This is a genomic window from Idiomarina piscisalsi, assembly GCF_003987095.1.
In the GTDB taxonomy this organism is placed as follows: Bacteria; Pseudomonadota; Gammaproteobacteria; order Enterobacterales; family Alteromonadaceae; genus Idiomarina; species Idiomarina piscisalsi.
The window spans coordinates 477,560-502,958 of record NZ_PIQA01000001.1; the positions used below are offsets into that span (position 1 = coordinate 477,560).

Sequence of the window (25,399 nt, forward strand, 5' to 3'; positions counted from 1 at the left end):
ATAATCCGAAAAAACGGTATAAACGAAGTGTGAAGCTTTTTTAAGCAGAGTTTTAAAGTAACCCTTGAATAAAGGAAAATTTGCATGAGCAAACTGGATAAAGAAAAGGTACTGGCAGAATATACCGAAGCTTATGAAAAAGCTCATGGTAAAAAGCCAAAAATTGAAGCAAGCAATGGCTGGTACAGCGTTGACGGCGGCAAAAACGTTCGTCTTGCGCAGTTGGACGAAGAAGCGAAAGCTTTAGCAAAAGGTAAACCGGCTAAAGCGGAGAAAGCATCAGACAAAAAAGCGGCGCCTAAAAAGGCGGCAGCAAAGAAAACCGAAACTAAGTCTGATACTAAAAAGGCTGCGCCTAAGAAAACAGCAGCTAAGAAAGAAGCGCCTAAAAAGTCTGCCGCTAAAAAGCCGGCTGTTAAAAAGTCAAACTCTGGCGGCTTAACAGCAAAAGAGCTGTGGAAGCAGAAGCTGGAAGACAAAGGCACCGACTGTCGTTTACCGCGCGGTTCCGCTTAATTTTCTGCCGGTCAGAAACGCAAAAAGCGACATTGTTACAATGTCGCTTTTTTAATACCTAATTCTTGGCTATTGCTATAACACGTCGGGGTTTTTACCCGCCACACGGTCAATAGGCACCTTAATTTTACGGTAACGGTGCACTAAAAAGTCACTGCGCTTGAAAATAACCTGTTCAGAGCCAAAGTCCGCCTGAGATATCAGGAAACGTTCGTTGCCCAGTACCTTAGCAATAATACCCAGCTTACCCTGATGCGGGCCACGCTTAATGAATACAGTTTGTCCCTGTATACGCGGGTTATTATAAGTAAATGACGGATAATTAATTGCCACAGCCGATTCCCAGATTACGTTTAACTTAGGTGCATTATACGTCTGTTATCGGCTTATGACAGCGTTTCTTAACCTTTATTTTTTACCGATATAAAGCGTGATTTCACCAACCGGAATACCCCACTTATACATATTAGTGCGGTTGATCATATTGTTCTCATCCACTAAATACAGCCAGTCATCAAGAGTTAGAACCAGCGGTTCTCCGTCCATTTGCACTTCTAACTGATACTCCCAGTTAAGAACGTTACCCGCGGTTGTACCTTTTGCGACGCCCTCAACATCATCAGCACGGCCTTCATAGCTGTTTTCACCGGTTTTGGTAATGTACCAAATACGACGCTGCTCGCGGCCATCGGCATACGTGAAGTATTCATCCAGTTTACCTTCGTTACCGTCCCAGGTTCCGGTCATTTCAACAGTGAAGCGTTGTATCACTTCACCGCTGTAGTCCTGAACCATACCATAAGCCACTAAGTCGCCTTTAAAAAACTCTTCCAGTTTCAAGACGGGCTTGGCTGACTTGTAGGTATCAATACCGGTTGAGCAAGCCGACAACAGGGCAAAAGCGCTGATAAGAAAACAGGTTTTTATTAATTTAACCATTATTTTGCTCCTACAAGTTCGTTGCGCTCGTCTTCAAAGCGGCTTTCCGGTGACAACCAAATGGCTAAGAACTGGTCAGTAAACTCTTGGCTTTCCACCGTACCTAACAGCTCTTCGCCCTGATAAAACTCGGCATAGCCGTCTTTAGTTTCAAGTAACAACAAACAGTCGCCCTCTTTAATATCCGGCCAAAAATCTTTCAATTTCGTCAACCACTCGTCGTGTTCTGAGGAGTCTAACTCTAATTTCTGCCACTCTTCTTCCGTGGTTTCGATAAGATCATCGGCGTCAATATCACGCAAATAATTCAGTTTAAGCGCCTGACGCTCATTCTTCTCGTACTCACCGGAAGGGCTGTACAACGTGGCATCATAAACATCCCAAAACAAAACACTCAGGCGAGTTTCACCAACCTTAGAGAAGTCTCCGGGAACTGACGCTTCACAGCTTGCCGCAAACGCAGGAGTGCTCAATGCGCTCACTAGCAAAGCCGATGCCGCTAGCATAAATTTTCTCATGGCAATACCTCCTTACGTTCGTTAGGTTTGCTCGTCATAAGGTAAACGAAATAACCCATCATCAATGACCACACAATGGCATAAGTCACGACAGTTATAACGGTTGACTCAATAGCTGCTGCGCCAAATTCAACACCGGTTATGTAGGTAATGGGTCCTGACACCGCCCCAGCCAACAAAGCCAACCAAGTTTTTTTGGCTAACCAGTCGAGTGCGACCGGTGCCATTGCTGAGAACCCCAGCCATAACAAGGCCAGCCATAGCGGAAAATAACCGCCAACAAAATCAATAACGCCCAGACTGATACTAATAGCCTCAAGTAACAGTCCTACAGCAAACAACCGTGCTACAAGAGTCCAGTGAACTTTCCCAATACGCAGGCTATAAACGACCTGTACCAGCACTAAGGCAATTGTCAGCCAAAGGTAGTCGTTACGCCCAACTACGGCGCTAAACCAAATACCGTTAAACAAAACAAAGCTGATAATTTTGTGCATAAATACCTTCCGTTTCAGCGCCCGGGTTTACAGTTGGCTTTTGTCCGCAACAACTTGTACAACCGATACACGCTTTTCTAAAAAGCCACCTTCACAGTAACTGAAATAATAATTCCACAGCCTTGAAAACCGTTCGTCATAATCAAATTTGGCTAGCTCTTCGGCTTTTTCATTAAATTTCTGCGCCCATATATTCAAAGTTTTGGCGTAACTCAACCCAAAATCAAAAGCGTCTCTGACGACCATGTTGGTGTTTCTTTTAAATAACTGAGTCATCTGGCTCAAAGACGGTAAAAATCCGCCTGGGAAAATATGTTTCTGAATAAAATCAACAGAACGCGCATAAGCTTTCTCACGCTGATCTGCTATGGTTATAGCCTGCAACGCCATTTTGCCGTGCGGCTTTAACAGCCGGTTACAGGTTTTAAAGAAGGTCGGTAGATACTGCTTACCAACCGCTTCTATCATTTCAACCGAAACCAGCTTGTCGTACTGCCCTTTTAAGTCACGGTAGTCGTTCTTAAGCAGTGTTATCTGATCTTCCAGCCCTTCTTTCTCAACCCGCGCTTTTGCGTACTGGAACTGTTCTTCAGAAATGGTTGTGGTGGTGACTTTACAGCCGTAGTTTTTCGCTGCAAAAACCGCTAAACCGCCCCAGCCCGTGCCAATCTCAAGCAAGTGGTCGTCTTTTGTCAGCTCTAAAGAGTCGCATAGGCGCTTCATTTTGTTGTTCTGAGCAGTGTCCAGCGAGTCATTGTCCGTTAAAAACAAAGCGCTGGAATACTGCATCGCATCATCTAAAAACCGAGTGTACAGCTCGTTACCTAAGTCATAGTGAGCCGAAATATTCTTCTTTGCTTGCGATTTATGGTTCCGGTTTGACCAATGCTGGTACTTATTGAACGGATACGTCAGCCAAGCCAGGCGCGTTTCTAGTTTGTCCAGTGCAGGCAGGTTGCGAGCAAACACGCGAATTACAGAGGTTAAGTCATCGGTTTCCCAGCTATTATCAATATAAAGCTCGGCCGCACCAATGCTTCCACCAGTAACTAAGCGGCGATAAAAATCCGCAGACAACACGTTTATTGTTGCGCTTAAATCGGAGTCTTTATCACCAAAGCGTTCAATCGTGCGTCCATTTTCGGCAATAACCAACTCGCCTTTTTCTAAATGGCTTAATAGTTTAAATGCCACATTGCGAAATTGATTATTCCAGAACCCGCGCTGAACTCGAGTTTCTAATGCCACCTCACTACCAGGCATAATGCTTTTCCTTTACTAAGATTATTTTCCTGGATGACCGTAAAACGGTACCCGCTTTATAAATAGCTTTAACGCTTCCCAATAAATACCGCCTATTATTTTTAAAGCCATTACAGGCGTCTTCTTTAATACGCGGTGGATGCTTTCTTGGTTTAGCGGTGAGCGCGATAGATTCATACCAGCGACAAAATCTTTTTCGTCCTGATGCGCACTTATCTGCACAAATAAGCTTTCGGTCGGCGGTTTTATACGCCAGTGATAAGTCATATCGATAGGATTAAACGGCGATACGTGAAACACCTTTTTACTGGTCGGTTCTTTTTCACTTAAGTCGACTAAATAGTAATGCCGCTGCAACCAGGGGGTATTACTGACTTCCGCCAGCATATAGGTATATGTACTCTGCTGCTCGAGAAAATAGAGGTTAACGGGGCTAAAAAACAATCCAAAAGTACGAATGTTGCCAACGAATACCACGCGACCTTCGAGTTTTTCATTGGCCAGTTCGGACATTTTTGCCAAAGCCGCCTGCTGCAAGGTTCCCGGTACTTTCTTCAAATAATCTTTGCGGCGAAACCATAGCGGTGCAAAGCCTTTGCAGGAAAACCAACGGCTCAACTTGTGCGCCTCTTCCAGCTCCGACAGATCTATTGCCCACTGGAAGAATTTGTAATGGAACTCATGCTTTTTAGGCTTGTATCGGGCGTGGTATAAGTCCCCCCAATAAATACCGCTTTTCATTGGTTGGGAACCTGCTCTTTATTCAAGCTATTAACCACATCAAGCGCACTGCGCACTCCGTCTTCGTGGAAGCCGTTGTACCAGTATGCACCACAAAAATGTGTATTTTGCTGTCCGCAAATACGGTTTCGTTGACTACGCGCTTCCATCGACGCCACAGAATACTGCGGGTGATCAAAGGTCATTGTTTTCATGATTTTGTCAGGATCTATCATTGCGGTGTTGTTCAAAGTCACACACAAGGTTTTTTCGCAATTGATACCCTGAAGAATGTTCATGTTATAGGTTACAGAGCTGGGTTGTTGTTCAGCCCCCTCATCCGTTCTCAATAAATAGTTCCAACTCGCCCAGGCGCGCTTTTTCTGAGGTAATAGCGAAGCATCGGTATGTAACACGACCTCATTAGGCTGGTATGGAATGTTACCCAATACACTTTTTTCATCATCTGTGGCATCACCCAACAGTTGTAGTGCCTGGTCACTATGACAAGCGAAAACTACCTCATCAAAAAACTGCTGTTTACCATCGGCAAAGGTCAGAGTTACCTGATCATGCTCTCGTGTTACCGAAGTTATTTCGCTGCCCAAGTGAATACGCTCGGCATAAGGTTCGGTCAGCATAGGGATATAAGCTTTGGAGCCACCAATGAGCGTATGCCACTGTGGTCTGTCACTGACATTTAATAAGCCATGATTATTAAAAAAGCGCAGAAAGAAACCCAGCGGAAAGGCTTCTGCGTCAGCCAAAGTTGACGACCAAATGGCAGACACCATGGGTAACAGGTAATAATCAGACACTACTTTCGGAATATCGTGCTCTTTTAAGAAGTCGCCCAAAGTCACCTTGTCGAGGGTTTCAATGTCCTGCTTATACGCTTCTTTTGCCGCTTTATTGAAAGTCAGAATGCCTGAAATAAGTTGGTAAAACTTACGGCTGAACAAGTTTCGACGCTGGGCAAATAAGGTGTTTAAGTTATGTCCGTTATACTCTAAACCTGACTTAGGATCGGTGACACTGAAGCTCATTTCAGTGTCCCGCCAAGCCACTTTTAACTCGCGTAACAAACGCTTAAAGCGCGGATAGGTTTTGTCATTAAACACGATGAACCCGGTATCAACAGCGTACATCGTGTTGTTAATTTTTACGTCATTGGTGCAGGTATGGCCCCCAATGCGGTCCCGCTTTTCGAACACACTCACTTCGTGTTCGCGACTTAAATAATAGGCACAGGTTAACCCTGCAATACCACTACCTATAACTGCTATTTTCATTTACTGCTTCCTTGCCATATATTCGGAAAGCTTCACCTGCATGCCTTCCGGAAGAAGTCCCATAAATTTGAGCATACCACTGAAAAGCTTCGGAAATGCGATATCTCTTTTATTTTTCTCAATGCCGTTAATAATAGCTTTTGAAGCCTCTTCGACCGTTACCCGCATTGGCATTTCGAAATCGTTTGCGTCGGTCATAGGGGTTTTTACAAAGCCTGGAGATACGCTTTGAACACGTATTCCTCGTTTTTTTAAGTCAACCTCAAGGCTACGGGTTATGTAATGCATAGCCGCTTTTGAGCCACCGTAAGCTTGTGCCTTGGTAAACGGCAAAAGCCTTGCCAGACTATCAACAATAACCAGTCGCGAGCCTTCCTTCATTTTAGGTAAAGCAGCCTCCACACAGTTCATGGTGCCAAACACATTCACCCGGAATACCCGCTCAAACATATCTGCGTCGAAGTTGTTAGTATCCAAATACTCACAAACACCGGCGCACAAAATAGCGCTGTCTAACACATCAACAGTATCCAGCGCTTCTATGGTTGCGTTCTTGTCGGTAATATCGAACGCCAGCGTGTCAATAAACTCAGGATACTCAGACTGCACCTTTTCAAGCGCCTCTTGATTGCGTCCACACACAACCACGTGCTCACTTTTTGCGGCATAGTCCAATGCTAGTTGACGGCCGATACCCGACGACGCACCCGTAATTAGAATACTCATTCGCCTACCAGCCTGCTTTTAATTTTATCTATCACGTAGCCCACTAGTGGTACGTGTTCATAAAGCATCGCGCCTAAGTCGTAGTAGTCGCGTTGCTCTCTAATTTTGCCGTCTTCAAAGCTAATATAAGACACGCCCGGCAAAATAACTTCCATACCATTACCAATTTTCGGGTGCGAGTAACGCATCTGCCAGGATAAATAAGCTTTGTCTTCGCTGACACACTCGTCGTCAAATGTGAAGTGGCAGTATTCGACGTTCTCCATTGTGCCTTTGAAGTACTCTTTTAAGTCTTCTAGCCCAACAACCTGATGAATAGGGTCTGTGAAACTCACCTCGTCGTGATACATGTCGTCCATATCATCAAGGTTGTCGGTTTTTAATTCGTCATAAAAAGACTTTAATGCGTCGACCAACTCTTTGTTATCCATGTTTCACCTGCTTAAAGGTTGCTAAAAAACGTTCGCGAGCGGCTTTGTGCTCGACGATAGGTGGACAATATTTGTTTTGTTGACTCTTATCTAACCAATCATGTGGCCAATGAATGTGCTTGTCTGGCACATTCTCCAACTCTTTAACCCATTTACGAATGTAGATACCCTGCGGATCAAATTTCTCGCTCTGTTTTACCGGGTTAAACACCCGAAAATAAGGCACCGCGTCAGTGCCTACAGACGCACTCCATTGCCAACCACCATTATTTGCCGGAAAGCTTCCGTCAATTAAGTGTTGCATGAAAAAAGCCTCACCTTTGCGCCAGTCAATGAGTAGGTCTTTGACTAAAAAGTTAGCCGTTATCATGCGTAAGCGGTTATGCATCCAGCCGGTTTCTTTCAGCTGACGCATACCGGCATCGACAATGGGGTAGCCGGTTTTCCCTTCGCACCAGGCCTTAAACCCTTCTTCGTCGTCGCGCCATTGAATACTGTCGGTTTCTCTCTGGAAGCTCTCCCCTTTTGACAGTCTAGGCTCAAAGTCCATTAAATGCTGATAAAACTCCCGCCAGGCAAGCTCTGTGAGCCAGGTATCCGGTCCTTCCGGTAAGCCATAAGGAAACTCCGGCGAGAATTGCTGTAACGCTCTTGCTGCGGTGACAGGAGAAATAGCTCCAACCGCAAGGTAGGCAGAAAGCTCAGACGTATGACGCTGATCAGGACTGTCGCGCCCCGACTTGTAGGTCTCTAAAGAGTGACCAACAAACTGTCCGAGCTTACTCAGTGCCGCGTCTTCCCCTGCTGGATAGTGCGACGAGTCTTCTGTTTTTAACGAAATGTTCGGTAAAGGTTCGGCATTAATGTTCGGAAAAGAGTTCGGTTTAAGCGGCGTTACGTCAATTTCATTGGCTAAAACCGCTCGCCAGCGCTTATTAAAAGGCGTGAACTTTTTATAGTACTCACCTTGCTGGTTTTTAACCATGCCGGGCTTAATTAATAGGTTGCCGTGATGCTGACTTACCTCAACGCCGTCATTCTCCAGTACCGCAGTAACCGCCCTGTCACGATTTTTCTCATCGAGTGCGTATTCGGCATTAAAGTACAGCTTATCGATACTGTGTTCTTTGCAAAACTCCCGAAGCGCACCACCAGCGTTTGAGAAGCGCCCGGCGTTTTTTATATGCAGTTTAATACCCAGAGCCGACAAGTTTTCATTTAACACCTCTAAAGTGCGCCACAAAAAGTCCTGCTTTACAGGCGCCCAATGATGACGTTGCCAAGTGTCCTCGCACACCAGAAAAATAGCTTCAGGAGCACTTTCAGACTGACAGGCTAGGTAAAGCGCTTCGTTGTCTAACGTCCGCAAGTCACTTCGAAACCAAATTGCTTTTTTCATTGGTTCAGCCCTTTATAGACCATAACGGAGTTTCAAATCGACCGGGTACGGGTTCAGGTACCACTGGTTTTCAAGATACTCTTTCGGAAACTCGCGTAAATAGTGCTTTATCAGTGTTAACGGCGACATTAACGGTAGAATGCCATCGTGGTACTGCAAAATAATATCGCTGAGTTCTTCGCGCTGTTGATGCTCTAAATCGCCTTTAAAGTACCCCTGAATATGTTGCAGCACATTAGTGTGGTTACGGCGCGATGCCGGCTCTGATAATGCCTCCATTACGTCCCGGATATACTGCGTAGCAAACTCAGCATCGACAGTATCTGCCTCGCCCAGTCGTTTCCCCAGCTCTCTGTAGCGTTGCTGGTTGTGTGCTAACAGCAAAAGCTTACAGGAACTATGGAAGCTCAACAGGTTATTCTTCGTTGGCGTGTCCTCAATTTGCTTCCACTGCCCATACACATAAACCCGCATAATGAAGTTTTCGCGCAGATGAGGGTCGTTTAAACGACCGTCTTCCTCTAGCGGCATGGCCGGATTATTTTCTCGCAGGCGAGAAGCAAAAATACCTGTGGCTTCTTTGCGAGCATGCCCCGTTTCAGGGTCATAAAGCTTCACACGCTCCATTCCACAACTGGGTGACTTTGCGCAAAGAATATAGCCGCTCAGATCTTTTGCCTTAATCTGAATTTTGTCGGCAAAATCAGACAGCTTCGTTGTGACGATTTCAGCGGTTTTCGGTACGACCGCTTCAACGGTTTCGCTGCCATTGCTACCATGTTTTTCCAGTCGAATCGTGGGTCTGGGGACTGGCATGCCAATACCCACTTCTGGACAGAACCGAACTAAATCAATATGACGAGTCAGCTCATCGGTCGCAAACGCAGAGCGCTTATGACCGCCATCAAAGCGAACCTCATCGCCCATAAGGCAAGAGCTAATACCAACTTTTAAACGCACTGTGCTTCCCTCTTATAACGTCATTCCAGTATTGTGCTGGTTTAATTTACGGCGCTTTGTAAAAAATAGTTTCGTTTCTTATAACAAAAATAGATCCAACTTTGATTTAACGCACGTAGAAGGAGTTAATAAACACGAGTTCAGCGGAAAGAGGTGTTATGTCGTTGTCTGAGCAGTTACCGATTTTTCCCCTCACCTCTCAAGTATTACCTGAGGGGCGTATGAAGCTGCGTATATTTGAGCCGCGCTACATTCGTTTGGTTAAGGACTCATTGCAACGCGACGCGGAGTTTGCCATAGCCATGTTTGATAACGACAAGTCACCGGCGGAAGACGACTACATTCGTCCTTATGGCACTTCGGTAAAAATCATCGATTTTGAGCCACGCGACGACGGTTTGCTTGGTATTACTGTCGAAGGTCAGAGCCGAGTTCGCATTCTTGGCCATTGGTTAGAGTCTGATAATTTGAGAGTTGGCAACATTGAACACTTACCAGCTTGGCCACAAGCAGCTTTGCCGGACTCTTGTATAAACCTAAAAGAAAAGCTTCAGGAAGCTTATGAAACCTATCCTGAGCTCTCTGAATTGCTGCCAGATTTAAGCTACGACAGGCTTGACTGGCTTTGCTCGCGCTGGCTTGAAATTCTCCCACTCGACACAGACACGAAACAATCTTTAATAAAAGAGGAAAGTTGTCTAAAAACGCAGGAATATTTGCTAGACTTAATGGGCAAATAAATAAATTTCTGTCATCGAGTGATCCGAATATTCGGAGCTTAAGTATTAATTGGTACATTGTGGAAAGATAGCAGGTCTAATTATGCAGATGGTGTCAGGAAGAACATCGACTCGGGGGTCTATGAATACCACCCAAACAGACGCTGCAGAACATGCAGCCGAACTGCTTGCAAGTATAGCTGAAACTCGAAGCCGAGCGGCTTTCAGTGAACTGTTTCGACATTTCGCGCCCAAACTGCAATCTTACGCAACGCGGCAATTTGGCAATGAGCAAACCGCCATGGATCTGGTTCAGGAAACCATGACGAATGTTTGGCATAAAGCGCATTTGTTTAAGCCAGATAAAGGTTCACCGTCAACTTGGATATTTACCATTGCTCGTAATATTCGTTTTGATCTTTTACGTAAAAACAAAAAACGTAAAGATGACATCAGTGCCGATGAACTTTGGCCTATTTTGTCAGAGCAGAACGACAGTTTAGACGATGGTTACAGTTTGGACAACGACGTGTTGATGCAGGAAATTTCGCAATATTATGCTCAACTTCCTGACGCTCAGCGCATTGTCATTGAGAAAATTTACATTGAAGGTAAGTCGCAGCAGGAAGTATCTGATGCTTTAGGCGTACCTTTAGGGACCATTAAGTCCCGAACTCGTTTAGCACTTAAGAAATTGAAAGAGTTGATAGTCAATGATGATTAAATCGCACCCGGGCGAAGCCCTGTTATACCAATACGCTGCAGGTGACCTCAGCGCAGCCATGACGATAGTCGTGGGGACTCATATTGATATGTGTAAGGCATGTCGTCGGACGGTGTGCGACATTGAACAGAAATTGTGTGAGGATAACCTGGACACTATTGTCAATGTGGCTAACCAGGCTATGACCAAAAGTCAGTGCGACAAAATGCTTGAAGCTATTTTTGAGTCTTCGGTTTGCAACAAAGTAGAAAACGAGCCTAACGATATTTTATATCTTGAAGGTCGACGTTTCACACTACCTAGAACCTTAGCACACAACAGTCACCGTATTGGCGACTGGTCAAAATTGGTTGGGAAATTGTGGAGAGCTCCGCTGACGCTGGAAAATGGTAACCAGACAAACCTAATTTATATGGCACCTGGTGCCAAGGTTCCTGAACATACACACAAGGGTCAGGAAGCAACACTGGTGTTGGACGGTGTGTTTAATGACGAAAAAGATGAGTATAAAGACGGTGACTTTGTGTTGCTTGATCCATCAAAAACACACACACCAGAAACTCAGGAGCAGGACTGTCTGACGTTAGCAACTTTGGATGCCCCACTGCATTTCACCTCAGGCATCAGCCGGTTGCTTAACCCATTCAGCAGCTTGTTCTTTAGAGCTTAACTGCTTCCATAAAAAAGAGCCTGATTTTACTCAGGCTCTGCATTTTCTACACGACTCTTAAATTTCTGTCCTGGTTTAAAGCTCACCACACGGCGAGCTTTAATTGGAATTTCTTCACCCGTTTTAGGGTTTCTTCCCGGACGTTGGCCTTTAGTTCGCAGCTCAAAGTTACCAAAACCTGATAATTTAACCTGCTCACCACTTTCCAAAGCAGCGCGTATTTCCTCAAAAAATTCTTCAACAAGCGCTTTAGCGTCTTGTTTACTAATACCGTGTTTCTCGAACAGGACTTCCGCCAATTCTGCTTTGGTTAGCGCCATAGTTTAATCCCTCAGTGTTGCATTAAACTCACTTTTTAAGGTCTCTACAAATTGAGTCATTATTTCAGTAACGTCTGCCTCTTCTAACGTTTTATCGGCATCCTGTAATGTTACAGACAATGCCAAACTACGTTTGTTCTCCGGCACACCGTCACCTTCGTATACATCAAACAAGTTTAGGTCAACTAACTGTTTTACGCCAATATTTTCCATCGCAGCTAAGAGTTCACCCGCCGCAATATGCTTATCAACGATAACGGCTAAGTCACGACGAATACTCGGATAACGCGACACAGGCTGCGCTGCCGGAATACGACGTACAGCTATTGCGTCCAGCTCAATTTCAAACACAAAAGCGCGTTGGTTTAAGCCTAGTGCCTTTTCATGCTGTGGGTGCAAAGCGCCCATAAAGCCGACTTTACGTTCACCTTTATAAATTGCCGCAGACTGTCCTGGGTGTAATGCATCGTGCTGGTCAGCCACAAAGCGGAATAAATGCGCCTCGCCTGTTTTTTCCAATAAAGCTTCAACGTCGCCTTTTACATCGAAAAAGTCGACAGCACGCTCACCTTCCGACCAGTGTTCAGTATGTGCTTTTCCAGCACGAATACCGCCAAGCACCGGTTCCTGACGAACGCCATTTTCAGCGCTTTCATCTGGAATAAAACGTAAGCCTGTTTCGACAAACGCCAATACTGCTTGCTGACGTTTCTGGTTGTGCGCAACAGCACCAGCTAACCCAGGCCAAAGGCTGACACGCATAGACGACATATCGACCGAAATTGGGTGCGGCAAGGTTAATGCTGCGGTTTCGTTAAACAACATAGCCTGATGCTTAGGATCAACAAAGCTGTAAGTAATGGCTTCCTGATAACCTCGCTCAACAAGTGCATTCGTTAAGGTATGGCGGCTAACCGAAGCTTCTTTGCGATCAGTCATGCGAAGCTGTGCCGCCGGCGCCGCTGCCTTAATCGCATTGTAACCGTACACACGCGCCACTTCTTCAATTAAGTCTTCTTCAATGGCAATGTCAAAACGGTATGACGGAACCTGAACCTGCCATTCGCCGCTGTTATAGGTTGCTTCCAGACCCAGACGCTGAAGAATCTCTGTTACTTCGTCATCAGCAATTTGCACGCCCAGCACTTTGGCCAAGCGAGCGCTACGTAACTTGACGTTCGCACGCTCGGGCAGGTGCTTCTCAGACACCGCTTCAGTAACCGGCCCTGCCTCGCCGCCGCAAATATCCAGCAATAACTGAGTTGCACGCTCCATAGCAGTACGTTGCAATTGCGGGTCAACACCACGCTCATAGCGGTGAGATGCGTCCGTGTGCAGGCCGAAGCGACGTGCTTTACCTAAAATAGCGTCCGGCGCAAAAAACGCACTTTCTAAGAAAATGTTTTTGCTTTCAACAGTCACACCACTGTCTTTACCACCGTAGACACCTGCCATTGCTAAGGCTTTTTGCTCATCAGCAATGACCAGAACATCGTCATCGAGTTCCACTTCTTCACCGTCTAGCAGTGTCAGCTTTTCTTTCGCTGCTGCCAAACGCACGTGAATATCGCCTTGCAGCGTATCTAAGTCAAACGCGTGCATTGGGTGGCCCAACTCAAGCAATACGTAGTTGGTAATATCCACCACAGGATCAATACTACGGATGCCACTACGGCGCAGCTTTTCACTCATCCAGATAGGCGTTGGACGTGACACATCAATACCTTTAATGACACGACCTAAATAACGTGGGCACTGCTTCGGCGCGTCTAAATGAATCGCCTTTTGCTCATCAATTTTAGCTGCTACGTCGTTAATTTCGGGCTCGTTAACATCCAGTCGATTCAATACACCCAGCTCACGAGCTATACCACGAACACTCAAACAGTCACCGCGGTTTGGCGTTAAGTCGATATCGATACTGTGGTCTTCAAGGCCTAAATAATCTCGGTAATCTTTGCCAACCGGTGCGTCTTCCGGCAGTTCTATAATACCTTCATGGTCGTCAATTAAGCCCAGCTCTTTGAACGAGCACAGCATACCGTGAGACGGATGCCCACGTAGTTTTGCTTTTTTAATTTTGAAGTCGCCCGGCAGAACTGCGCCAACCTTAGCGACAACCACCTTAATACCTTGACGACAGTTTGGCGCACCACACACAATGTCTAGCAACTCGCCGTCGTTGGTGTTCACTTTGGTAACCTGCAACTTGTCCGCATCGGGATGAGGGCCACACTCGACCACTTCACCCACCACAACTGTATGGAAGTCTGCTGCAACTGGCTCGACGCCGTCGACTTCAAGGCCAGCCATGCTCAGCTGCTCGCTAAGCTCGTTGCTGTCTACGGCTGGGTTAACCCACTCTCTTAACCACTGTTCACTTAATTTCATGCTGCAAATGCCTTCTGAATTCTGGATTAGTTGAATTGTTTTAAGAAACGTAAGTCGTTTTCGAAAAACGCACGCAGGTCGGTTACGCCGTAGCGCAACATGGTTAGGCGCTCAACGCCCATACCAAAGGCAAAGCCGGTGTATTTTTCCGGGTCAATGCCAACCGCTTTCAACACGTTAGGATGCACCATGCCGCAGCCCAGTACTTCTAACCATTTACCGTCTTTACCCATGACATCCACTTCTGCTGAAGGCTCTGTGAATGGGAAGTAGGACGGACGGAAACGCACTTGCAATGACTCTTCAAAAAAGTGAGTCAGGAAATCTTCTAAAATGCCTTTTAACTGCGTAAATGATACGTCAGTGTCTACCATCAAGCCTTCGACTTGATGAAACATTGGGGTGTGGGTCTGATCGTAGTCGTTACGATAAACACGACCAGGCGAGATAATACGCAATGGCGGCTTTTCCACTTCCATAGTACGAATTTGAACACCCGAAGTCTGAGTACGCAGCATCGTTGAGGGAGTAAAATAGAAGGTATCGTGGTCTGCACGAGCAGGATGGTTCGCCGGAATGTTCAATGCATCGAAGTTATGGAAACCGTCTTCCACTTCAGGACCTTCTTTAACACTAAAGCCCAAATCACCAAAGAACTGTTCAATACGGCGAATAGTCTGCGTAACCGGGTGGACACCACCAACCGCAGAGTTGCGTCCAGGCAATGTGACATCAATACGCTCTGCTTCTAGCTTGGCTTTTAGCTCTTCGGCTTTTAGCAACTCTTTGCGCGAATTGATGCTGGTTTGAACCTGTTGCTTAGCTTCGTTAATTTTTTGGCCGGCTTCGCGACGCTCTGACGGGTCAAGTTTTCCTAAGCCTTTTAACAGCTCTGTTAATTGGCCTTTTTTCCCCATGTATTGAACACGAACGTCATCCAACGCTTGCGGGTTATCCGCATTGGCGATGGCCGCTTCGGCTTGTGCGACGATTTCCTCTAATTGCATTGTTTCCCTCAACACTGACAATAGGCTTTTATAGCGTGATTTTTAAAGGCGTTATTCTATCAGAAAAACGATCAAAAAAGGGAGCCTAATGGCTCCCTTTGAAATCTGTTTAAACGAACTTAAAAAGTCGTTGTTTACAGTGCGCCTTTCGCTTTCTCAACCAAAGCAGCAAAGCCGTTTTGATCGTGAACTGCGATATCAGCAAGGATCTTGCGATCGATTTCTACTGATGCTTTCTTAAGGCCGTTGATAAAGCGGCTGTAAGACAAACCGTTTTGACGTGCCGCAGCGTTGATACGCACAATCCATAATTGACGGAATTGACGTTTCTTGTTGCGACGGTCACGGTATGCATATTGACCTGCTTTAGTGACTGCCTGTACCGCAACGCGATAAACGCGACTACGGGCACCATAATAACCTTTCGCCTGCTTCAGGACTTTCTTGTGACGCGCTCTCGCGATTACACCACGTTTTACTCGTGCCATTTGCTAATCTCCCCTTATGCGTACGGTAACATACGATCGACTAATTTAATGTCCGCTTCGTGGACCATGCTCTTAGCACGCAGCTGACGCTTACGCTTAGGAGTTTTCTTAGTCAGAATGTGACGCAAGTGAGATTGCTTGCACTTATAACCGCCTGAAGCAGTCTTTTTGAAGCGCTTAGAAGCGCCTTTGTTTGATTTCATTTTTGGCATGAAATTAAACTCCGCATTGTTGATTGAAAGTGTGAAAGGGTGAGACAGCAAGCTGCCTACTTGTAAACCACGATCACTTCTTAACCGGTGCCAGAACCATAATCATCTGGCGACCTTCGGCCCTTTTAGGGAACGACTCAACAGTTGAGATTTCTTCTAAGTCCGCTTTAACACGGTTTAGCAGGTCAATACCCAACTCTTGGTGTGCCATTTCCCGGCCACGGAAACGGATAGTGACTTTCGTTTTGTCACCTCCCTCGAGGAAGCGACGCAGGTTGCGCAGTTTTACCTGGTAGTCGCCCTCATCTGTGCCAGGTCGGAATTTAACTTCCTTAACCTGAATCTGTTTCTGCTTTTTCTTCTGCTCTTTCTGTTCTTTGCTCTTCTCGAAGAGGAACTTACCGTAATCCATTAAGCGGCAGACAGGTGGCTCCGCGTTAGGGCTCATTTCCACCAAATCAACACCAGCTTCTGCTGCTGCATCAAGAGCCTCGTTAATACTGACGACACCAATTTGTTCACCATCGGTTCCGATTAAGCGAACTTCATCAACGCCCATAATTTGGTCGTTGATACGGTTTTTATCTGCAGCTTTTTGAGTTCTTTTTCCGCCTTTAATGGTTTATTCCTCCAACTAATTATTAAATTTTGCGGGTACGTACTTCGTCTTCAATTTTCGCAATGAAGTCATCCAGAGCCAGTTTACCCAGGTCTTCACCGCTACGAGTACGAACCGCAACCTCGCCAGCTTCGACTTCTTTATCGCCGACAACCAGCAAATAAGGAACTCGTTTAAGAGTATGCTCACGGATTTTAAAGCCAATCTTCTCATTTCTCAAGTCAGCCGTGGCACGAATTCCCTTTTCATTCAGTGATTTTACCACCTTTTTCACATAATCGCTCTGATTATCGGTGATATTCATCAAAACAACCTGTGTCGGTGCTAACCAAACCGGGAAATGCCCTGCGTATTCTTCAATAAGAATACCCATGAAGCGCTCCAGCGAGCCCAGAATAGCGCGGTGAATCATCACTGGAGTATGACGCTCGTTGTCTTCACCCACGTAGGTCGCTCCTAAGCGGCCTGGTAGTGCAAAGTCCAGCTGAATCGTCCCGCACTGCCACGCACGACCTAAGCAATCGAACAAAGTAAATTCAATTTTCGGACCGTAGAATGCGCCCTCGCCTGGCAGGTATTCAAAGTCGATATCGTGCGCTTTCAGTGCGTCGGCCAAGGCTTTTTCACTGCGATCCCAGGTTGCATCGTCGCCTAAACGTTTTTCAGGACGCGTTGACAGTTTTACTTCAACTTTGTCAAAACCAAAAGTTTCATAAGTTTCATAAACCATCTTAATACAAGCGGCAACCTCAGGCTGTACTTGGTCTTCAGTACAAAAAACGTGCGCGTCATCCTGAGTAAAGCCACGTACACGCATCAGACCATGCAATGCCCCCGAAGGTTCATTTCGATGGCACGAACCAAACTCTGCCATGCGCAACGGTAAATCGCGGTATGACTTAAGCCCCTGGTTAAAGATTTGCACGTGTCCCGGGCAGTTCATGGGCTTAACGGCATATTCACGGTTTTCTGAAGCGGTTGTGAACATCAAATCAGAGAATTTCTCCCAGTGACCCGACTTTTCCCACAACACACGGTCCATCATCATTGGACCTTTTACTTCCTGATAGTCGTACTCACGCAATTTCTCGCGCACAAAGTCTTCGAGTTCACGGAAAATAGTCCAACCATTGTGGTGCCAGAACACCATGCCCGGCGCTTCTTCCTGCCAGTGGAATAAGTCCTGGTTCTTACCAATTTTACGGTGGTCGCGTTTTTCGGCTTCTTCCAAGCGTTTCAAATAAGCTTTTAATTGTTTTTTGTCTGCCCAGGCAGTGCCGTAAATACGCTGCAACATTTTATTGTCAGAGTTGCCACGCCAATACGCGCCAGCCATTTTCATCACTTTAAAATGCTCGCAGAATTTCATGCTAGGCACATGCGGGCCACGGCACATATCAATGTACTCTTCGTGATGATAAAGCGCCGGACGCGAGTCGGTTGGAATGTTCTCGTCTAAAATCTCAATTTTGTAGGGTTCGTGGCGGTCTACGAAGGTTTCACGCGCCTCTTTCCAGCTGACCTTCTTTTTAATGACTTGATAGTTGGTTTTCGCCAACTCCTTCATCCGCTTTTCAATTTTCTCTAAATCTTCGTCGGTGAAAGTATGGTCAACGTCGATATCATAGTAAAAACCGTTGTCGATAACCGGACCAATCGCCATTTTAGCGTCAGGCCAAAGCTGTTTAACCGCGTGACCCATTAAATGCGCGCACGAGTGGCGAATAATATGCACGCCGTCATCGTCTTTCGGTGTGACAATTTCTACTTTGGCGTCGTGTTCAATCATATCGCAGGCGTCGGCCAACTCACCGTCGATGCGACCAGCAACAGTCGCTTTCGCCAGACCAGGCCCGATATCCATAGCGATATCCATGATTGAAACCGGTTTATCAAATTCGCGTTGACTTCCGTCAGGGAGAGTAATTACAGGCATGAAACTTCCTTCCTATCCAGTGGTGACACCTACCAAGTGCCACATGCTCTATTTATTGAAATTTGGTGCGTTCGGTACCATCGAACGCAAGCCCCGTACTATAAAACAGCAAGCCATTTAGAGCAACTTAACTGGCGTATTAAGCTATTTAAGCCATACTTACAATAAGCTTAATTTTTCAAGCGAAGGGGCTATTTATGAACGAAGAGAACCTAAAAAGTGTGCCAGTGAAATGTCCGCATTGCGGCCACAATACCTTTTTAGATATTGATGCTTCCGAGGGAAACCAGGACTACCAGGAAGAGTGCTCCGCCTGTGGTGATCTCATTCACGTGCAATTACAGGTCGATGAAATCAACCAACAGGCGCGCATTAAAGTCGACGGCAATGACGAACAGTTTTACTGACGCTTCGCCAGAACACGCTCAACCGTATCGACCGTTGTAATGGTTTGCTGGTCAAGCTCAATGTTGACTTCTGAGCCCGCTTCACACTCACCTAAGTTGGTAATGCGCAACGTTTCTGGAATAAGGTGCAATGAAAAACAATTCCCCTTAACCTGGCCAATGGTCAAACTGGCGCCATTAACGCTTATAAAACCTTTATCAAACAGGTAACTGCTATGCTTTTCTGGTATTTGGATCCACATGGCACAGTTATTTTCCGACAATTCCACGTCAGTTACTTTACCTGAACAATGAATATGTCCCGATACACCATGGCCGCCAATTTCATCTCCAACCCTAAGTGACCGCTCAAAGTTAACCTTGTCAGCTTCTTTCAACTTGCCTAAATTCGTTAAACGCAGGGTTTCATCGATAACATCAAAATGCACCTGCGTATCACTAAATTCAACGACCGTTAAACAACAGCCGTTAATAGCTATACTGGCACCAATGGCTAGGTCTTGTAAGAATTCAGGCTCAGTTTCGACCACAATATGTCGAAAAGAAGCTTGGTCAGAGACCGAAAATATCGTAGCTTGTGTTTGTACAATACCTGTAAACATGAACCACCCGTGTGACAAGGAACCGGAGAAATGACTCGAAGTGTACTTATTTTTAAGCCCGTTGGCTATGCACTCTTTGCCTTTAGCGCACTGGGAATGGTCGCTTGCTCAGACAACCCCGGGTTAACCGAGTACGCGGACAAACTGCACAGCAACGTGCATGACACACTTGAGTTACCGGCCCGTTCTATTACTCCAGAAAAGCCAACACTTCAGTATCCGGCAAAAAGTGAGTTAAAGCGTGATGTTGAGCGCACCAGCCTTGGCTTTATGGACAGTATGCGTCTGAATCATTGTCGGCTGGGTCAGGAAATTGCGGAAAACAACAGCTCGCTAGGCAAGTTAAAAGACGGCTTCAGCAAATACCATGCTGATTTAGCCATGGTAGAAGCGCTGGAAGAGTGCATTGAACACCCTGAGTCCGCTAACGTAAAAGCGCAATTAGAAGAAGCATTAGCGCACAAAAAGTCGCAATTAAGTGCCAGCCTGGCCAATGCTTTTGCGTTTGAAGACGGTCTCCGCAGCGCCTTGTCTGTTGGCAACAATTCTCTGCCGCAAATTCATGTTACTGAATATAACTACGCTGTTAATGCTCTGGAGCGTTTCACCCGAATTTTGGAGCGCTGGAACTATACGAAAGAAACGGATGACCCGTCCGAGATGATAAAAATGCTGGGGAGACTTGAGCGCAGTAACTATTTACCCGACTTATTCAGAACCATGCTGGACTACGCACATAAGCTAGATGCTATGCGTGACCAATTACCGGAAATTCCGGAAGCCCTGCACTGCCCTAATGGCAGCGTCCCCCAAAAAGCAGAACAGCTGAGAGACTCGTTTAACAACATATACATTAAAGAAATGCAAGGCGACATTGCAGAAGTTATCGAGCAACATCAGCGCCTGTTAATGACACTGGAAAACCTTCAGGGAATAGCGCCACAGCCAGCGCTGAAGGACTATATTGCAGAGCTTGGTAAGCTCAGCAAAGTGTTGACCGATGCCACCGTTCACTTTGTTCGGCCCTGGCAGCGTTTTTACAGTGCATGCAACTTTACCCCAGCGCCTGACTAGAAATTCGACAAACAGTCACTTTTTGCAAAAAACCACTTGCACGAGAGGCCGCAAATAACTAATATACCGCCCGTCTTCACGACATACCTCAAAAATGTGCGTCCTTAGCTCAGTTGGTTAGAGCGCTGCCTTGACATGGCAGAGGTCGGTAGTTCGAGTCTACTAGGACGCACCACTTTTCTAGTTAAGCATAAGTCGCCGCAACACTTTTCAGTTCATTAATGAGTTGAGCTTTTGGATTCACCAAAACATCATCATTTATTTTAAGTACTACCGCTTTTAAAACATCGGTATTGCTTGTTAAATGCGCTCGCATTCTAATGGTCTTTAGCTCGTCCAAAACTAGCCGCCCTTTTAGAGATATACGCTTTTGGGCTTTACCTTCTGCAAGATCGCTGTCCAGGTATTTAAGCAAACTGTCAGCCGTCTTTTCATTCTCATAAATTGTATGAATAAAATACTTAATAAGTGCCGCTGAAAAGTCTGTACCCGCGCCAAGAGAGCTACTTGCCAAATTCAGTATATCTACCATATGGGCAGGAACTCGACTCTCAATAGGTTTCTTCCTTGCATCTAACTGTTTCTTTATTGCAGGCACCGATTGTTGGGGTATTACCGCAACCTGGTCACACTTGTCACACACACCAACCAAAACATTTTTAACTAGACCATGGCCGTCACTAAAAGGAACATCACGCAAACCGAATATTGCTGTTTCTAGCGACTGGCACAAGTCACACATGACTTTCTGAGTGTCGCCAACTTTAAAAATTTTCATGTCGTCACCAACCCAATAGTTGTTACCTTTGTTTGTTTATTACTTACTTCAATAGTACGATAAAATTCGTACATCGTATAATTTTCTTATTACATTACTTTCCTAACCAACACTCAATAAATTCAAACACCCGTTTATTTTTCTTTTACGTATACAGGCTACAGCGTTATGCTAACGGCACTCAATAAAGACGTAATAAGGAACAACATGACAACCTATAAAGCGATTAACTTAGTTAAGCGCCCAAATCCGGGCCCTGTCAGTGCGGATATTTTTGAAGTGGTGGAAAAAGAGCTACCAATAGTTAACGACGGTCAGTTTTTAATTAAGCAAACTCACATGTCGTTAGACCCGGCCATGTTTGGCTGGATGAGTCCCGATACCGAAAGTTACATTCCGCCGGTCGAGCTCAATACTGTCATGCGCAGTTCGGGCGTTGGTGAAGTCGTGGAAAGCAAGCATCCGGATTTCTCCAAAGGCGACCGTGTAATGGGCATGATGGGCTGGCAACAATACGCGCTGAGCGACGGTCAAGGCATTAATAAAGTACAAGCTGACGTGCCCGACAAGATGGTATTGTCAGTGTTTGCCCTGCCCGGCTTAACTGCCACCCAAGGTTTATTCAACGTCGGCAAGCCAAAGTCTGGTGAGACTCTGGTGGTTACAGGAGCCGCTGGCTCGGTAGGCTCCATTGTCGGACAGCTAGCTAAAGCCGATGGCTTGCGTGTCATTGGCGTGGTCGGCAGTGACGAAAAAGCCGAATGGATAACCAACGAACTAGGCTTTGACGGCGCTATAAACTACAAAACCGACGACTTAGACGCCAAACTGAAAGAGCTAACGCCTGACGGCATCGATTTATATTTTGAAAATACCGGTGGCCCCATTCAGCACCACGTAATGCAGCACATGAACGCACACGGCCGAATTGTGGTCTGCGGCATGATAGCCGACTACGACAAAGCCGAACCAGCGCCCGGCCCAAGCTGGATTCCTATCATTAAAAAGCGTTTAAGCATTCAGGGCTTCACCATGCCGGATCACTTCCACGAAGTGCCTAGCCTGCTGGAAAAACTCACCCCGTATGTGATGAACGGCAAAATCAAATACCGAGCGCATACGCTGGAAGGCCTGGAGTCGGCTATTGATGGCCTGAACCTGTTCTTTAGCGGGGACAATAAAGGTAAGTTGCTGGTTAAGCTGTAACCTTACTATTACTTAATGCGCATTCGTCTCCATAATGGTGATGAATGCGCTGCAATAAGTCAGCCAGGCTTTACTATTTTTCCTGCTTTAGGATGAGCTTTTAATAGCTCTAGACTGTCCTCAACAACCTCAATAAACGTTTCAGCTGCCAGCAAGTTTTCTTGTGAAATATATTCAACTATGGCAATAAAATCCTTTTTAGCAGACTGCTTCCATTCAATTTTTAGCACCACGCTTCCTTTCCACTAGTTTTTTAGCATCTTCCATAACGCTTTCATTGCCCACTGTTGGCAAATCACTCAACAACGCTTGCTCTACTTTTTCTTTAAACCAACGGTCATAAGCGGCACCGTCTGCTGTTAAGCCTACTGGCAAGCCGCCTTCCTTTGTAACTCTAGTTAAAAGAATACGAACTGCGTCAGATATCGTTAAACCAACATTAGCGAGCTTTTCTGAAGCTTCCGACTTTAGTTTTTCATCAACCCGAACATGTAACATTGAGGTATGAGGCATTGCTTTCACCTACGTTTAAGAAACTTAAAATATTATGTATCTCAAATGAGATACGGTCAAATGTTAATATCAACAAGCCTAACCCGTCTATTAACTTATCATAAGATCGTACCTTGACCTCCCAACTACGCCATAACGTCGATCTATGTCAGAGCTCTCCTACCAACTCGGTTTCTATAGCCAGCGAATTAGGCTTTGACGGCGCTATAAACTACAAAACCGACGACTTAGACGCCAAACTGAAAGAGCTGGAGTCCGCTATTGATGGCCTGAACCTGTTCTTTAGCGGGGATAATAAAGGTAAGTTGCTGGTTAAGTTGTAACCTTACTATTACTTAATGCGCATTCGTTTCAGAAATAGTAACGAGTGCGCATTTTTTCTTGCGACATCAGATGTCGCAGTCCAAGCTAACATGACCTCATCAATAAAAAGTGAGGTGCATATGACAACATTAACTAATTCAACTCCTGCATTACCCAAACTTCCTATTTCTTTTGGGCAAAATGAAGAACATCCATTCGAGTTTTTCTGGGCGCCATTGAGCTTTTTCTTACTCGCGCGTTGCCATAACTTGGGCGGTAACGAAAAACGACAGTCAGGCTTAATTGAAAAAGTCGAGAATGCAGTAAGCCTTTATGAACTGCCTGCCAATACCGTTGAAAAAATAATAGAGTTTAGTAACAACAATACAGACTGGCGTATTCGGGTTCCGGAAATAATGGGCGTTAGAGCACTACAACGACAATTAAACCTCTCGGAAGAGGAATATCGTTGGGTTGCATTTGCTTACTTATTTAGCGCCTCGCAAGTTATGGAAGTAATACTTAACTTTATTTTCGACGAGTTTTCTGCACGAGCCGAGCTAGACATTATCAGTAAGTTAATTGGAGTGAGTCCTAAGACTATCAAAGATCTCACAAAAGAAGACTCTACCATTGTAAAAATGTATCTCGCCGGGTCACCCGGTTCGTATATCCGTTCAGTCAGCGATAGATTCAGAATGTCATCCTTTGTCGTCGACAGTATTAGCCAATGCCAGTCGGTTAACGACGATATACTATCCGGCTTCCTAACCCCCTGCTCCGCTTCAACGTTGGAATTAAAAGATTTTGAGTATTTAGGGAATCAGCTGACTTTATTAAAAAACTGCATAAAGCAGGCAACATTAGGTAACACACCACCAATGAGTATTTTATTTGTTGGCCCTCCGGGTACAGGCAAAACGGAATTAGCAAAGGCTTTAGCGCAGTATGCCGATGCTTGCCTGTTCGATGTGCCCGTCATTGATGACGATGAATATGACAATACCACTAGTTATCGCCTGTCGCGGTTTGCTCGCATGAACACTTTGTTAAGTGGCTCATCGAGAAACCACATTTTATTTGACGAAGTTGAAGATGTTTTAGTTGAAAAGGATACTCAGGAAAAGCGAAAAGGCTGGATAAATCAGCTATTGGAAAAGCGCGAAACAACATCGTACTGGATATGTAATAAAACACGTTTTTTCGACTCGGCATTTCTACGCCGCTTTGACTATGTACTGGAAATGCCCGAGGTTAATTTTTCAACTGCGGTAAAATTACTGCAGCAAGCTTTTAAAAATAAAGTCGCAAGCCTACAGACCCTAAAGAATCTAGCCGCTTTTCGGGTAAAAACCCCGGCGTCTATCGCTCAAATGCAACAGCTGACTGACCGGCTAACGGATAGTAGCTTGTCCATCGATCAAATCATTAAGCTTAACTATCCCGACCTCCCCCGTGTTTATAGCGAAGAACTCGGCCAATTTGACTTTTCACAGGCTCATGTAGAGTGTGAGTTACCCAAGCACCGTATTGAAGAGTTTTGCACTAAAGGTAACAGTATTCGCTTGTTGATTAGTGGCGTTACAGGCTCCGGAAAAACCGCTTTAGCCCGATACCTCTGCTATGACTGTAACGGCAGCATGCACTTTGCCGATTCCTCCGTGTTCATACATCCAGACCCTGTATTCCTGGAAAACACGCTTATGCAAGTATTTGATAAAGCCACGCAAAATAATAGTCTGCTGGCTATTGATAAAATTGATCAGGTCTTAACTGCCATACAACGAGTCATACCCGATCCGGAAAGTGTTGTTCATATTATTGCCAACAGAATTCGCGAGTTCCGGCCACCGTTAGTCATAACGGTAAGTAATGAACGGATACTTCAGGACTACCCGATAATAGAAAGCGCACTTGATTATAAGTTGAGTCTGAAACCCTTGCCAGCTTCTGCTATTCAGCACTTTTCAAGCAAATGGGCAAAAGAAAATGGCTTTGATACTCCCAAAATTGAAGGGCATTGCACAGCAACACCGCAACAACTTATTCAGGCAATGAGAAAGTGTCGATTAAGCGGTAGCACTCATGAGTTGACTCGAATGTTGTCACACCGCGGCAGCAATACCATGGGCTTTCTGGCTAAAGTTTGCTAATGCCACCTCCTAAAGG

General features: G+C 45.5%; 31 protein-coding genes and 1 tRNA gene. 10 read left to right on the forward strand and 22 right to left on the reverse strand.

Annotated elements, in window-relative coordinates; translation table 11 throughout:
• The first annotated feature begins 84 nt into the window (after positions 1-84).
• Positions 85-516, forward strand: coding sequence for a hypothetical protein (locus CWI73_RS02375; protein ID WP_126751373.1), 432 nt, complete (start codon positions 85-87; stop codon positions 514-516).
• A 75-nt stretch (positions 517-591) separates the two neighbouring features.
• Here the strand turns inward: CWI73_RS02375 and CWI73_RS02380 are convergent, their stop codons facing one another.
• From CWI73_RS02380 to CWI73_RS02430, 11 genes are all read right to left on the reverse strand, one after another.
• Positions 592-849, reverse strand: coding sequence for a DUF3912 family protein (locus CWI73_RS02380; protein WP_126751374.1), 258 nt, complete (start codon positions 847-849; stop codon positions 592-594).
• Positions 850-924: 75 nt separating this feature from the next.
• The gene (locus CWI73_RS02385; RefSeq protein WP_126751375.1) at positions 925-1,455 is read right to left on the reverse strand and encodes a DUF3833 domain-containing protein; all 531 of its coding nucleotides are present in this window, start codon (positions 1,453-1,455) and stop codon (positions 925-927) included.
• Positions 1,455-1,973: a chalcone isomerase family protein gene (locus tag CWI73_RS02390; protein WP_241968807.1), complete on the reverse strand. Its 519-nt coding sequence runs from the start codon at positions 1,971-1,973 to the stop codon at positions 1,455-1,457. The genes CWI73_RS02385 and CWI73_RS02390 overlap by 1 nt, the downstream gene beginning before the upstream one ends.
• Positions 1,970-2,470: a DUF2878 domain-containing protein gene (locus CWI73_RS02395; RefSeq protein WP_126751376.1), complete on the reverse strand. Its 501-nt coding sequence runs from the start codon at positions 2,468-2,470 to the stop codon at positions 1,970-1,972. The genes CWI73_RS02390 and CWI73_RS02395 overlap by 4 nt, the downstream gene beginning before the upstream one ends.
• Positions 2,471-2,497: 27 nt before the next feature.
• Positions 2,498-3,733, reverse strand: coding sequence for an SAM-dependent methyltransferase (locus CWI73_RS02400; protein WP_126751377.1), 1,236 nt, complete (start codon positions 3,731-3,733; stop codon positions 2,498-2,500).
• Positions 3,734-3,754: 21 nt separating this feature from the next.
• Positions 3,755-4,474: a DUF1365 domain-containing protein gene (locus CWI73_RS02405; RefSeq protein ID WP_126751378.1), complete on the reverse strand. Its 720-nt coding sequence runs from the start codon at positions 4,472-4,474 to the stop codon at positions 3,755-3,757.
• Positions 4,471-5,745, reverse strand: coding sequence for an NAD(P)/FAD-dependent oxidoreductase (locus tag CWI73_RS02410; RefSeq protein ID WP_126751379.1), 1,275 nt, complete (start codon positions 5,743-5,745; stop codon positions 4,471-4,473). Before CWI73_RS02410 ends, CWI73_RS02405 begins: the two co-directional genes overlap by 4 nt.
• Positions 5,746-6,471, reverse strand: coding sequence for an SDR family NAD(P)-dependent oxidoreductase (locus CWI73_RS02415; protein WP_126751380.1), 726 nt, complete (start codon positions 6,469-6,471; stop codon positions 5,746-5,748). It abuts the gene before it with no gap.
• Positions 6,468-6,902 (reverse strand): nuclear transport factor 2 family protein, encoded by a 435-nt coding sequence (locus tag CWI73_RS02420; protein ID WP_126751381.1) that lies wholly within the window; start codon positions 6,900-6,902, stop codon positions 6,468-6,470. The genes CWI73_RS02415 and CWI73_RS02420 overlap by 4 nt, the downstream gene beginning before the upstream one ends.
• Positions 6,895-8,301: a deoxyribodipyrimidine photo-lyase gene (gene phrB / locus CWI73_RS02425; protein WP_126751382.1), complete on the reverse strand. Its 1,407-nt coding sequence runs from the start codon at positions 8,299-8,301 to the stop codon at positions 6,895-6,897. Before phrB ends, CWI73_RS02420 begins: the two co-directional genes overlap by 8 nt.
• 12 nt (positions 8,302-8,313) lie before the next feature.
• Complete coding sequence (locus CWI73_RS02430) at positions 8,314-9,261, reverse strand: YbgA family protein (RefSeq protein WP_126751383.1); 948 nt, start codon at positions 9,259-9,261, stop codon at positions 8,314-8,316.
• A 158-nt stretch (positions 9,262-9,419) separates the two neighbouring features.
• Here CWI73_RS02430 and CWI73_RS02435 point away from each other — a divergent pair, with 158 nt between their 5' ends.
• The 3 genes from CWI73_RS02435 to CWI73_RS02445 all read left to right on the forward strand — a co-directional run bounded on the left by CWI73_RS02435 (position 9,420) and on the right by CWI73_RS02445 (position 11,374).
• Positions 9,420-10,001: an LON peptidase substrate-binding domain-containing protein gene (locus tag CWI73_RS02435; RefSeq protein ID WP_126751384.1), complete on the forward strand. Its 582-nt coding sequence runs from the start codon at positions 9,420-9,422 to the stop codon at positions 9,999-10,001.
• 82 nt (positions 10,002-10,083) lie between these two features.
• Positions 10,084-10,704 carry a sigma-70 family RNA polymerase sigma factor gene (locus CWI73_RS02440; RefSeq protein WP_126751385.1) on the forward strand — a complete coding sequence of 207 codons (621 nt, stop codon included), beginning with the start codon at positions 10,084-10,086 and terminating at the stop codon, positions 10,702-10,704.
• A complete protein-coding gene (locus CWI73_RS02445) occupies positions 10,694-11,374 on the forward strand; it encodes a ChrR family anti-sigma-E factor (RefSeq protein WP_126751386.1) in 681 nt (226 codons plus the stop codon). The genes CWI73_RS02440 and CWI73_RS02445 overlap by 11 nt, the downstream gene beginning before the upstream one ends.
• Positions 11,375-11,400: 26 nt before the next feature.
• Here the strand turns inward: CWI73_RS02445 and CWI73_RS02450 are convergent, their stop codons facing one another.
• From CWI73_RS02450 to thrS, 7 genes are all read right to left on the reverse strand, one after another.
• A complete protein-coding gene (locus CWI73_RS02450) occupies positions 11,401-11,694 on the reverse strand; it encodes an integration host factor subunit alpha (RefSeq protein ID WP_126751387.1) in 294 nt (97 codons plus the stop codon).
• Between the two features lie 3 nt (positions 11,695-11,697).
• On the reverse strand, positions 11,698-14,085 hold the full coding sequence (gene pheT / locus CWI73_RS02455) for a phenylalanine--tRNA ligase subunit beta (protein WP_126751388.1): 2,388 nt from the start codon (positions 14,083-14,085) through the stop codon (positions 11,698-11,700).
• Between the two features lie 26 nt (positions 14,086-14,111).
• Positions 14,112-15,092, reverse strand: a complete 981-nt coding sequence (gene pheS, locus CWI73_RS02460) for a phenylalanine--tRNA ligase subunit alpha (RefSeq protein WP_053953834.1) — start codon at positions 15,090-15,092, stop codon at positions 14,112-14,114.
• 134 nt (positions 15,093-15,226) lie between these two features.
• Positions 15,227-15,580, reverse strand: a complete 354-nt coding sequence (rplT, locus tag CWI73_RS02465) for a 50S ribosomal protein L20 (RefSeq protein ID WP_053953835.1) — start codon at positions 15,578-15,580, stop codon at positions 15,227-15,229.
• 14 nt (positions 15,581-15,594) lie between these two features.
• Entirely contained in the window at positions 15,595-15,792 is a 198-nt protein-coding gene (gene rpmI / locus CWI73_RS02470) for a 50S ribosomal protein L35 (RefSeq protein WP_053953836.1), read from the reverse strand.
• A 73-nt stretch (positions 15,793-15,865) separates the two neighbouring features.
• Complete coding sequence (gene infC, locus CWI73_RS02475; protein ID WP_126751389.1) at positions 15,866-16,411, reverse strand: translation initiation factor IF-3; 546 nt, start codon at positions 16,409-16,411, stop codon at positions 15,866-15,868.
• 22 nt (positions 16,412-16,433) lie between these two features.
• A complete protein-coding gene (thrS, locus tag CWI73_RS02480; protein ID WP_126751390.1) occupies positions 16,434-18,347 on the reverse strand; it encodes a threonine--tRNA ligase in 1,914 nt (637 codons plus the stop codon).
• A 197-nt stretch (positions 18,348-18,544) separates the two neighbouring features.
• On the opposite strand from thrS, the gene CWI73_RS02485 reads away from it, so the two are divergent.
• Positions 18,545-18,754 (forward strand): CPXCG motif-containing cysteine-rich protein, encoded by a 210-nt coding sequence (locus CWI73_RS02485; RefSeq protein WP_053953839.1) that lies wholly within the window; start codon positions 18,545-18,547, stop codon positions 18,752-18,754.
• Here CWI73_RS02485 and CWI73_RS02490 read toward each other — a convergent pair.
• A complete protein-coding gene (locus tag CWI73_RS02490; protein ID WP_126751391.1) occupies positions 18,748-19,356 on the reverse strand; it encodes a riboflavin synthase subunit alpha in 609 nt (202 codons plus the stop codon). The two genes, CWI73_RS02485 and CWI73_RS02490, sit on opposite strands and share 7 nt — an antisense overlap.
• Before the next feature lie 30 nt (positions 19,357-19,386).
• On the opposite strand from CWI73_RS02490, the gene CWI73_RS02495 reads away from it, so the two are divergent.
• Both CWI73_RS02495 and CWI73_RS02500 read left to right on the forward strand, forming a co-directional pair.
• Positions 19,387-20,430, forward strand: a complete 1,044-nt coding sequence (locus CWI73_RS02495; protein ID WP_126751392.1) for a DUF3080 domain-containing protein — start codon at positions 19,387-19,389, stop codon at positions 20,428-20,430.
• A 98-nt stretch (positions 20,431-20,528) separates the two neighbouring features.
• Positions 20,529-20,605, forward strand: a tRNA-Val gene (locus CWI73_RS02500).
• A 9-nt stretch (positions 20,606-20,614) separates the two neighbouring features.
• Here the strand turns inward: CWI73_RS02500 and CWI73_RS02505 are convergent.
• Positions 20,615-21,208, reverse strand: a complete 594-nt coding sequence (locus CWI73_RS02505; RefSeq protein WP_126751393.1) for a hypothetical protein — start codon at positions 21,206-21,208, stop codon at positions 20,615-20,617.
• 207 nt (positions 21,209-21,415) lie between these two features.
• Here CWI73_RS02505 and CWI73_RS02510 point away from each other — a divergent pair, with 207 nt between their 5' ends.
• The gene (locus CWI73_RS02510) at positions 21,416-22,414 is read left to right on the forward strand and encodes an NADP-dependent oxidoreductase (protein WP_126751394.1); all 999 of its coding nucleotides are present in this window, start codon (positions 21,416-21,418) and stop codon (positions 22,412-22,414) included.
• 59 nt (positions 22,415-22,473) lie between these two features.
• On the opposite strand, the gene CWI73_RS02515 is transcribed toward CWI73_RS02510, so the two are convergent.
• Both CWI73_RS02515 and CWI73_RS02520 read right to left on the reverse strand, forming a co-directional pair.
• Complete coding sequence (locus tag CWI73_RS02515; RefSeq protein WP_157980621.1) at positions 22,474-22,644, reverse strand: type II toxin-antitoxin system RelE/ParE family toxin; 171 nt, start codon at positions 22,642-22,644, stop codon at positions 22,474-22,476.
• Positions 22,631-22,927: a type II toxin-antitoxin system RelB/DinJ family antitoxin gene (locus tag CWI73_RS02520; protein WP_126751396.1), complete on the reverse strand. Its 297-nt coding sequence runs from the start codon at positions 22,925-22,927 to the stop codon at positions 22,631-22,633. The genes CWI73_RS02515 and CWI73_RS02520 overlap by 14 nt, the downstream gene beginning before the upstream one ends.
• 113 nt (positions 22,928-23,040) lie before the next feature.
• Here CWI73_RS02520 and CWI73_RS02525 point away from each other — a divergent pair, with 113 nt between their 5' ends.
• Positions 23,041-23,250 (forward strand): hypothetical protein, encoded by a 210-nt coding sequence (locus tag CWI73_RS02525; RefSeq protein WP_126751397.1) that lies wholly within the window; start codon positions 23,041-23,043, stop codon positions 23,248-23,250.
• Between the two features lie 120 nt (positions 23,251-23,370).
• A complete protein-coding gene (locus CWI73_RS02530) occupies positions 23,371-25,383 on the forward strand; it encodes an AAA family ATPase (RefSeq protein ID WP_198675139.1) in 2,013 nt (670 codons plus the stop codon).
• Positions 25,384-25,399: the final 16 nt, after the last annotated feature.